This is a genomic window from Bacillus sp. ISL-46 (assembly GCF_018613205.1).
Map to the genome: position 1 here is coordinate 23,763 of NZ_JAGGQR010000059.1, position 9,428 is coordinate 33,190.

13 protein-coding genes and 1 pseudogene are annotated in these 9,428 nt (G+C 36.9%); 9 read left to right on the forward strand and 5 right to left on the reverse strand.

Translation table 11 applies throughout. The annotated features are described in order from the left end of the window. Positions 1 to 43 precede the first annotated feature (43 nt). On the reverse strand, positions 44 to 520 hold the full coding sequence (locus tag J7E67_RS25580; RefSeq protein ID WP_308160761.1) for an SRPBCC family protein: 477 nt from the start codon (positions 518 to 520) through the stop codon (positions 44 to 46). Between the two features lie 193 nt (positions 521 to 713). On the opposite strand from J7E67_RS25580, the gene J7E67_RS25585 reads away from it, so the two are divergent. Then, positions 714 to 1,436, forward strand: a complete 723-nt coding sequence (locus J7E67_RS25585; protein WP_214733065.1) for a DsbA family oxidoreductase — start codon at positions 714 to 716, stop codon at positions 1,434 to 1,436. A 118-nt stretch (positions 1,437 to 1,554) separates the two neighbouring features. On the opposite strand, the gene J7E67_RS25590 is transcribed toward J7E67_RS25585, so the two are convergent. Together J7E67_RS25590 and J7E67_RS32405 are read right to left on the reverse strand one after the other, a co-directional pair. Beyond that, complete coding sequence (locus J7E67_RS25590; protein ID WP_214733066.1) at positions 1,555 to 1,794, reverse strand: hypothetical protein; 240 nt, start codon at positions 1,792 to 1,794, stop codon at positions 1,555 to 1,557. Between the two features lie 28 nt (positions 1,795 to 1,822). Further along, positions 1,823 to 1,873, reverse strand: a pseudogene (locus J7E67_RS32405) (hypothetical protein); the annotation flags it as partial. 196 nt (positions 1,874 to 2,069) lie between these two features. On the opposite strand from J7E67_RS32405, the gene J7E67_RS25595 reads away from it, so the two are divergent. Next, on the forward strand, positions 2,070 to 3,161 hold the full coding sequence (locus J7E67_RS25595; protein WP_214733067.1) for a CotH kinase family protein: 1,092 nt from the start codon (positions 2,070 to 2,072) through the stop codon (positions 3,159 to 3,161). Between the two features lie 89 nt (positions 3,162 to 3,250). Here J7E67_RS25595 and sda read toward each other — a convergent pair whose 3' ends face one another. Further along, on the reverse strand, positions 3,251 to 3,394 hold the full coding sequence (gene sda, locus J7E67_RS25600) for a sporulation histidine kinase inhibitor Sda (RefSeq protein WP_251027004.1): 144 nt from the start codon (positions 3,392 to 3,394) through the stop codon (positions 3,251 to 3,253). Positions 3,395 to 3,614: 220 nt separating this feature from the next. On the opposite strand from sda, the gene J7E67_RS25605 reads away from it, so the two are divergent. The 7 genes from J7E67_RS25605 (at position 3,615) to J7E67_RS25635 (ending at position 9,173) form a co-directional block, all read left to right on the forward strand. Then, the gene (locus tag J7E67_RS25605) at positions 3,615 to 3,782 is read left to right on the forward strand and encodes a hypothetical protein (protein WP_168244660.1); all 168 of its coding nucleotides are present in this window, start codon (positions 3,615 to 3,617) and stop codon (positions 3,780 to 3,782) included. 52 nt (positions 3,783 to 3,834) lie between these two features. Beyond that, on the forward strand, positions 3,835 to 4,065 hold the full coding sequence (locus J7E67_RS25610; protein WP_214733069.1) for an EAL domain-containing protein: 231 nt from the start codon (positions 3,835 to 3,837) through the stop codon (positions 4,063 to 4,065). Between the two features lie 189 nt (positions 4,066 to 4,254). Next, positions 4,255 to 4,911 (forward strand): PIG-L deacetylase family protein, encoded by a 657-nt coding sequence (locus J7E67_RS25615; RefSeq protein WP_214717418.1) that lies wholly within the window; start codon positions 4,255 to 4,257, stop codon positions 4,909 to 4,911. A 3-nt stretch (positions 4,912 to 4,914) separates the two neighbouring features. Then, the gene (locus J7E67_RS25620) at positions 4,915 to 6,237 is read left to right on the forward strand and encodes a glycosyltransferase family 4 protein (protein ID WP_214717417.1); all 1,323 of its coding nucleotides are present in this window, start codon (positions 4,915 to 4,917) and stop codon (positions 6,235 to 6,237) included. A gap of 15 nt (positions 6,238 to 6,252) precedes the next feature. After that, on the forward strand, positions 6,253 to 7,431 hold the full coding sequence (locus J7E67_RS25625) for a carboxylate--amine ligase (protein WP_214717416.1): 1,179 nt from the start codon (positions 6,253 to 6,255) through the stop codon (positions 7,429 to 7,431). Positions 7,432 to 7,462: 31 nt separating this feature from the next. Then, positions 7,463 to 8,536 (forward strand): phosphotransferase, encoded by a 1,074-nt coding sequence (locus tag J7E67_RS25630; protein ID WP_214717415.1) that lies wholly within the window; start codon positions 7,463 to 7,465, stop codon positions 8,534 to 8,536. A 64-nt stretch (positions 8,537 to 8,600) separates the two neighbouring features. Further along, on the forward strand, positions 8,601 to 9,173 hold the full coding sequence (locus J7E67_RS25635) for a kinase (RefSeq protein WP_214733068.1): 573 nt from the start codon (positions 8,601 to 8,603) through the stop codon (positions 9,171 to 9,173). Between the two features lie 90 nt (positions 9,174 to 9,263). Here the strand turns inward: J7E67_RS25635 and J7E67_RS25640 are convergent. After that, the coding region (locus tag J7E67_RS25640; protein WP_214733070.1) for an IS3 family transposase at positions 9,264 to 9,428 on the reverse strand (165 nt) is incomplete at its 5' end.

The following is a 9,428-nucleotide window of genomic DNA, read 5'->3' on the forward strand; positions in this document are numbered from 1 at the left end:
CAAGCTTGTGGAATTTTCTTTAGATAGCTATATATTAACTAGGCTATTTAACGAGCACTTTGGTATTTTTAAATTCTTCTTCAGCTACTTTTTTAACTCGCTCGCAAAATTGAACAACTATTTTATCACTGGAAAAAAGTAAAAATAACTTGAGAAATGCCTTTAAAGGTCGGTTTGTGCAGGTGTATTTAAAAAGAGTTTTCTGCTCATCGATTGCCGTTAATTCATACAAAGCGGTGATTTCAAACATCTTGGCCAGCGTAAAGCCCACTTTTAATCTCCGTTTATCATGAATATTCACATATTCTAAGGTCTCAACATCATACTCCTCGATTCGTTTACCTTCCCTATATTTTTGACGGTAGATAGTGCCGATACCTTCATTAGTCACTTTTACAGGTTGATGATCTACGACTTGCGGCATAATTTTTTGCATATCCTCCAATGAGCCATTTAACAATCCCCAAACCTGATCGATGGGAGCATTAATTTCAATTTCCTTCATCCATTCTTTCAACAATCATCACCTCGTGCTATTTTTTGAATAGTTTAATCAATATTCTCCATTTTACGAGAAAAATCCTTTAGTCTACACTGGGTTAATTTTACTTTCTTTGCAGGTAGAATCAACCAATTTATCATGAGCAACTATGAATAGTTTTCTCTGACCTTGTGTTACTATAAAGTTTAACCGAAGAAAACGAGGTGTCTATATGAAAATTGAAGTTTGGTCAGATTATGTATGTCCGTTTTGTTATATTGGGAAACGCCGATTAGAAGTGGCGTTAGATCAATTTCCACATAGGGATCAGGTAGAAGTTGAATTCAAAAGCTTTGAACTTGACCCAAATTCTCCAAAAAATATTGGACAGAACATCCATGAAGTATTAGCAAAAAAATATGGAATGAGTGTTGAAAAAGCGAAGGAAGCAAATCAAGGGGTGGGGCAGCAGGCAGCCACTGTTGGGTTGGAATTTAATTTTGATGAGATGAAGCCAACAAATACGTTTGATGCTCATCGCTTGGCTAAATTTGCAAAAACACAAGGGAAGGAAGCCGCCGTCTCAGAAATGCTGCTGCATGCCTACTTTACAGAGTCGAAGCATATTGGGGATATTGAAACATTGTCAGACCTAGCTGAAGCGGCAGGATTAAATCGCCAGGAAGTATTGCAAGTCCTTAATGATAAGGAAGCCTATGCAACTGATGTTCGTCAAGATGAATCCCTTGCACAGCAGTATGGTGTTCGCGGTGTTCCATACTTTGTCATTAATCAAAAATATGCCATTTCTGGTGCACAACCGACGGAAACTTTCATGGGGGCACTACAAAAAGTTTGGGAGGAAGAGTCTCCAACACCAGTGCTGCAGGATCTTTCCACCGAAGACGAGGTTAGCTGTGCAGATGGCAGCTGTGCCATTCCTGAAAAAAAGTAGATTTTGACCATAACAAAAGATGGGGAAGGAAACTAAGTTTCCATCCCCTCTTGTTTTTAAACTTATTAGCGTCTGCGGACTCTTAAATTCCACATATTTCCGTCTTTCCAACATCTATTTATTCGAGTATTGCTACGTGAGTTGTACCGCCACCCTGACCATTTACAGCATCTTGAAGTTCTTCTCCTTGAAGTATTTCTCCTTGAAGTATTTCTTCTTGAAGTATTTCTTCTCGAAGTATTGCGGTTTCCGGATGTATTACGTCTAGAGGTGTTCCGGCGTGATGTCGTCCGACGCCCGGATGTTCCTCGACTGGATGTTCTTCTGCGTGTGGTGCCACGATTTTGACCTGGGTCACGGAACATAAAGTCTCCGAAACCACCGCGTCTTACTTCATCTGCAGCTCTTTGAATATCTTCAGCTGAAAAATCACTCATATTATTATTGCACCTCCTTTAAGCTTGAAAAGGGAGTACGAAACTATTTGTCCAATTAACTCACTCTTCTCTTATCAAAATACGTATCGTCAGAAACAATGGAATGAGCCAAAAGCCTAAAATAAGAAAAAATGCTATTCAAACGTGACCAGCATCCAATTTCCTTCATACCAATAAAGGAAGGAGGAATTAAAAAATGGACGAGGCTGCAAGAATACCGGAATACAAGCTTTTTATTAGGCCGAATGACCTTCGGGAACTCAGAAGAGACATTTGGATTGATGAACCGATTCCTGCTCAGTTAACGATTGAAGGGAAAAGACTAGAGATTGATGTGGCCTATCGAGGATCACATATCCGCGATTTTCCGAAAAAATCATATCAGGTTTCCTTCTATAAACCCAAAAAATTCAGAGGTTCAAATCATATTCATTTAAACGCAGAATATAAGGATCCTTCAATGATCCGAAATAAGCTGTCGTTTGATTTCTTTGCGGAGCTTGGGGTTTTATCACCACTATCGCGCCATATCTTTTTAATCCAAAATGGAAAAGCAGAAGGGGTCTATTTGGAAATCGAATCAGTAGATGAGAATTTTTTGAAAAGAAGAAACCTTCCAAACGGAAGTATTTTTTATGCGGTCGATGGTGATGCAAACTTTTCGTTGATGAGCGATTTAGATAAGGAGACCAAAAAATCACTGGAGTTAGGGTATGAAAGAAAGGTGGGGAAACATGAAGATGACTATTTCTTAAAGGAATTAATATTTAATATCAATACGATTGCGAATAATGTATTCGAGAAGGAAATTCAAAAATTTGTGGATATTGATAAATATCTCCGCTGGATGGCTGTAATTATTTTTACTTCAAATTATGATGGTTTCGTTCATAACTATGCTCTTTACAGGAATGGTGAAACGCACCTTTTTGAAATCATTCCTTGGGATTATGATGCGACATGGGGCAGGGATGTTAATGGAAAGATTATGGAGCCCGATTATGTACCGATTGATGGGTTTAATACATTAACCGCCCGTATATTAAATGTAGATACCTTTCGAAAACAATATCGAATGCTACTTGAAGAAATGATGAAACAGCAATTTACAGTAGAAAATATGATTCCGAAGGTGGAAAAAATGACACAATCGATTCGTCCATTTGTCAAACAGGATCCATATAAAAAACACGATATAGATATATTTGACCAGGAATTATCGGTAATAACGAAGTATATCGAGGAAAGAAGAAAGTACTTATATAGGAAGTTAGCAATACTAGATTAACAATTCAACAAGAAAAGGTGCCGTTCAAGAATTGAAGTTTAACAAAATTGGTATAAAAAAAACCACCCGAATTCGGATGGTCTAAAGGCTTAGATAATAGTTTCATGAATTAAATTTCTATGACTGATCTCAGTTAGTAATAAATGAATAAAGTCAGTGCAAAGTTCTAGACGGATGGCTTCGTGGTAGGCATCAATTAAAAAAGTATCTTGTAGTAGCTGCAGTGATTTCAAAACTATATCCCTCGTTTTTTAATATTCTATGACTATTTTAAAATAAATTAAGACTTTTTGGGGGTAAAGCGATGAAATTACACAAAATCTTCAAACTAAGATAAAAATTTTATTCAATGTGATTTTTTACCTTGCTTCTTTGCAAATATGGTCACCAAACGAAACATTTTCTATAAATAAGCGTCTAATCGTTAAGGGAAGATAAGGAGTGGGAGAAGGAATGCTGCGGAAGGTAATTATGGTTACAGATAATGAAGAAAGTGTGAAAAATGCGGTAAGAGAAATCTTAAAAGCCAAAAATAAAGGTCATGAATATGCGCTTGATTTAACAAGAATCAAAGATAGGGAACGAAAAACAGCGATTATGAAAAGGTTGACGAGGTTTTAAGCAACAATTTAGTAGAAACATAAAATTGGGGCTGAAGCTTTAATTCGTTGGAATTCAGTCCTTTGTCCACGAATGCACGAATGACCTAAATGATCAAACAATTATCAAGACCGTTATTCTAATGGCTAATTTATTAAAAATTCAAGTCATTGCAGAGGTTGTTGAAACAAAAGACCAAGCATCCTTTCTACTTCAACAGGGATGTATCGAGGCTCAAGGGTATTATTTTAGTAAACCGGTACCTGTTGAAGAGTTTGTAAAAAAATTAATCAAGCAAATTTGAACATATGCGAAATGCATATGTTTTTTGCTTTTTTTGAAAGCGATAGAATCAGGTGTCTAAGCCGAAACCAACGAATATCCCTTAAAATCAGCCCATTTTTTCATTTTATTCACATTGTCCATATCCACTTTATCTCTTCTTCATATAATTACAAGAATAGTATTTTTAATTAGAATTGAGGTGCTTTAAATGTGTGAGTATGTGTTAGTGATTGCTGCTCATCCAGATGATGAAATTCTTGGAAGTGGCGGAACCATAAAGAAGTTAATTAATCATGGCTATAAGGTAATTACTGTGATTGCTGCTAAAGGACGTAAGGAGGAAGAAGATCGGATTAAGCCATTAATGCTGCATGCCAATAGACACTTAGGAGTAGAGGAAGTGCTATTTTTGGAATTTCCCAATCTTTTAATGGAAACGAAACCACTTGTTGAAATCAACAAATCGATCGAAGCTCTTCTGGATAAGTATACTCCTGCAATGATTTTCACCCACCATTATGGTGACACCAACCGGGACCACCAAATTTTGTTTCAAGCAGTGTTAACAGCTACTCGACCGTTACCTGGAAAAAAACCAATTGAGATTCTTTGTTTTGAAACGGTTTCTTCGAGTGAATGGAGCCAGCATACGAATGATAAAGAGTTTAAACCCAATTATTTTGTAGATATAACCGATACCATCGAAGATAAGATTCAATCTCTTCACCATTATGATGTAGAAATGAGACCATTTCCACATCCACGTTCCTATGACGGAGTGAAATACTTAGCACGGGTCAGAGGAATGACCGTTGGGGTCGAATACGCGGAAGCTTTTGAAATCATTAGGAGGGTGTGGAAGTGAAAGATGAATGAACTACTAAATGACCAACCATTTCTGCCGACCCTGTTTCCTTACTTAATCTCTGCTATGGACAAATTTTATGGGGTCAATGAGCCTTATGAAGAAGAAAATTTATTCGAATGGGAGCAATTCGAATGGGAGCAATTCGAATCAGCAGAAATTCAAAACAAAAAAATGAAGATATTAATCACAACGTTTTGGGAATATCCATTGATCGGTGGACTTCAGAACTATATCACTTCACTCAAAACTGGCTTGGAAAATTTAGGACATAGTGTTGATGTACTTGCATTAAACTCTTTTCAGTCAGAGGAAATGAAGGCATTAAGCGAACGATATTCTGAGGAATTCAAGCAATTTTTTCTCAATCGTTATGGTAGCTGTAATGAAAAAATTCTACACAATATCAGCAAACTATCCAGTTATTATACAATGCTAAAAAATTTTGATCTGTCACAATACGATATTATCCACGCACAAGATCGATATACAGCTAATGTAATGGGGATCCTTAACCAATCCTATCAAAAACCTCTTCTATTCACACCGCATGGATTTATGACCCAAAACAGATTAAAGTTTAACCTGATGGAAAAAGGTTCGGTTGAGGAAATCTATTTTTCAGCCATTGATAAACAAGCGATTAAAAATGCCAACCAATTAATCATCCTTTGTGATGTCTTTCGCCCGATCCTAATAAATTTAGGCGCGGAAGAAGATCAAATGACCACTGTTTATACTGGGATTGATTTTGAGGAATGGAATATTCAGAAGAAAGTTAAGAATAGCCAAAGTAAAACTGTAATTACCTGTATCTCACGTCTTCGACCCCGCAAAGGACATAAGTATTTATTTAAAGCTCTTGCTCTGATTAAAGACAAGTTGAAAAATGTGGAAGTACGGATTGTAGGCGATGGTGAGATGAGAAAGTCGCTCGAAAAGCAGGTTAGTGAGTTGAAATTAAAAAACGTATCCTTTTTAGGAAGCAGAGAAGACGTACCTAAATTATTAAGCGAATCAGACATTTTTGTTCTTCCAACTACGAGTGATACGCTGCCCATCTCAATAATCGAGGCAATGTTTACCAATCAAGCAATTCTAACGACCAATTGTGGCGGCATTCCGGAAATCATTAAAGATAACTATTCAGGATTTATAGTTGAACCAGCTAACCCACAACAACTTGCCGAAAAGTTATTGCTCCTATTACGAAAAAAATCAATTAGAAAAAAATTAGCGGGCAATGCTAAGGAATTTGCGCAACAACATTTAACCGTTAGTATCATGGTTCAAAAGATTGAAGGCATCTATCGATCATTATTATGAAAGGAGGAAAAAAGTATGCAACATGATGTTCCTGCCGTTGTCCTTGATCTAAGTGCAACTGGAATAGGTATTGTGAGGAGTTTAGCGAAAAAAGGGATTAAGGTATATGCGTTTGATACGAGAGGGAAATATGAAATCGGTAAAACACGGTTTGCCACCTGTGGAATTTGCCCAAATCCAGTTAGTGAGGGAGCTGCATTAATTCTATTTCTTACCAGATTGGCCCAAAAGTTTGGCCAAAAGGCTGTCCTGTATGCGGGGTCTGATGACTTTGTACAGTTTATTTCAAAAAACAGATTTGTTCTTTCACACTATTATCGCTTTCTATTACCTAAACACACACTAGTTGAAGCCGTATTAGATAAAAGATTAACGTATGAATTGGCCCTGAAATCAAATGTGCCATGCCCCAAAACCTTCGCAATAAATAACGAAGAGCAGTTTGAGCAAATCATCCATCAAATTACCTTTCCTTGTATTTTAAAACCAGTTCATTCTTCTCATTTCCGCTCAAATATTGATCATCGTCTTTATAAGAAAGCCATTGTAGTAGAACAGGCTTCCCAATTGAGAGAAGAGTACCTTTTTTATCGGCCATTCGGTGAACTAATGATCCAGGAGGTCATCCCTGGTGAGGAGAACTGTATTTATTCCGTCAAGACATTTTTTGACGATCAGATGAATTTAATTGGCTTGTGGATGAACCAAAAATTACATCAATTTCCCCCTCATTTTGGATCTACTGCACTTGCCCTAAGTATGAGGGACGAAGAAGTCATTCAACTCGCTACTACCTTTCTAAAAGATATTCAGTTCAAAGGCTTGGCGATTGCTGAATTTAAACGGGACCCAAGAGATGGGAAACTGAAATTTATCGAAATCAATTCAAGAATAGGTTTAACTCAAGCGTTATCGATGGCTTGTGGGGTAAATTTGGCCTACTTGTATTATTTATCCCTTACCGGGCAAAATCCAGCACCAGTGACAGTGCAGAAAGAAGGGGTCAAATGGGTTTACTTTGTCCGTGATTTTCTTTCCTTTCGCCAAAAACAAAAAAATGGGGAAATGAAGTTCGTTGAATGGGTGAAAAGTTTATCTGGAAAAAAGGTGGAGGCTCTTTTTGCTTGGAATGACCCTCTTCCGTTTGTTCGAAGTTTTGTTTCCCATTTACGAAACTTATGGGGGAGAAAATAAGTGATGGCAGAGGAAGGAGGGAACTTAGGTTTTGAATAGTATAGAAGAAATTATTAGCTGTTGGAATCAATTTGATTGGGAAGAGAATCTAAAAAAGGTCCTTGGTAAAAAAGTAAAGTTAGTGGAAGAAAGAATAGAATGCCTCAAAAATACACGGGAAAAGACAAGTATTTGGAAGTTGGTTCTAACTGATGGTCGGGAGTTCATTCCTATAGTCCTTAAAATATACAAGCAACCACTGAAAGAAAATCATAGATTAGAAATCAGTATGTATCAAAAAGCCTATAACATTTATCATGAGTTTATGCCGCGATTATATTGGCTTGAACCGAATGTAAATGGTAATGAAACATGGATGTTCACCGAGTGTTTGAAGCCGATTCGAGGACAAATAAAATTAGCTCCAAACCATTTGGAACGAATTATCCCAACCGTGGCAAAATTTCATGCCCTAACCTTTGATCATCGATTTTTGCAGCATGCGTATCTTTTTGACGCCTCTCTTCCACATTTTGATTCTGAAGAGAAGGTAAAGGAGAGGACAATGGGTATCAAAAAAGCAAAAGAGAATCTGGATCTGGCGATGAAAGATCCTAACTTAAGAGAATTGGTGGTACCAAGGTATAAAATGATCAAAAAAATATTAAAAAAAGGGCCTGTGTTTTTTCCTGAAATTACGGAATCTGGACAATGTCTCATCCACGGTGACCTCCATGTCCACAATATTTGCTGTGAAAATGCCAATGATGAGGAGGAGAATTGGAAAGTCTCTTTAATTGATTGGGAGTCTGCGAAGCAGTATCCATGCTGGTATGATTTGGTCGTCCTAGTCGAATTATTAATTGATTTTCGCTCAGATTGGCAACAGAGGGAAGAAGAGATTCGAAGTCAATGTGTGCAGCTGTATTGCGAAGAAATGCAGAAATATGGAATTACTTTCAGTGAGGACCCACTGCAACTTCTAAAAAAAGCGTATTTACAGAGAACTCTAGAAAAAAAGCTTTCTAGTCATTTGCAAAAGGTGTTGGATGGAGGAAAGAGCACACTTTTAAAAAGATATCTAGAGAAAATAGAAGTATGGGGAAAAGAACTCGGATTATATTAGAGCAGTCCCCAAGATTTAAATACAACAAAGCGATTTGAAATTTCGAATTAGAAGGAGATTAGAAATGAAAGATTTTGATAAAATAGTAGCCAAGAATAAAGGCACTGTAACCATTCAAGATCTGAGCGGTTACACAATGATAGGGAAGGGGGCTGATGGATCCGTCTTTCAATTGACACCTGAGAAGTGCGTCAAAGTTTTTGTTAATGAAGACACACAAAAAAAGGAATTAAATGCACTGCAAATTGGACAATCCTCTCCTATTATTCCTAAATTATATCAATATGGTTCTAACTATATTGTGATGGAGTTTGTAAAAGGATACAATCTTAAGCATTTTTTAAAAAAAGAGAAAAAACTCTCAGAGGCAATCGTGGGGAAAATTTTATCGATGCTGGATGAAATGAAAACTGTGGGTTTTACAAGACTTGATATTGAAGTTCGCCACATTTTTTTCAATGAACTAGGGGAAATAAAAGTAATCGACCTCAAGCGGGCATTTAATACAGACAGGGCTGTCCCTACCAAATTGTTAACTGGATTAAAAAAGCTTGGATTTTTGCAAGATTTTTTGGAACATGTGTCAAAGCTTAGCCCGGCCAAATATGAGGAATGGAAAAACCTGGTGACTGAGTAAGATGGCACTTGAAAACGTTTGGTGTAGATTTCAAGAAGGCAGTGGTTCATGTAAACTGGCACCCATGTCAAGGACACATGAAAAAAAGAGTTAAGAAGCTAAAAGATGATTCCTATATTGAATAGGGGTCATCTTATTTAAATTCCATTGATAACGGTAATTGTTATAGTAAACCATATAATGATTTATTTTCGCCTTTAGTTCTTCTAATGTTTTACAGGATTTATAGTCTACCTCATCTTTTAAATGGCCAAA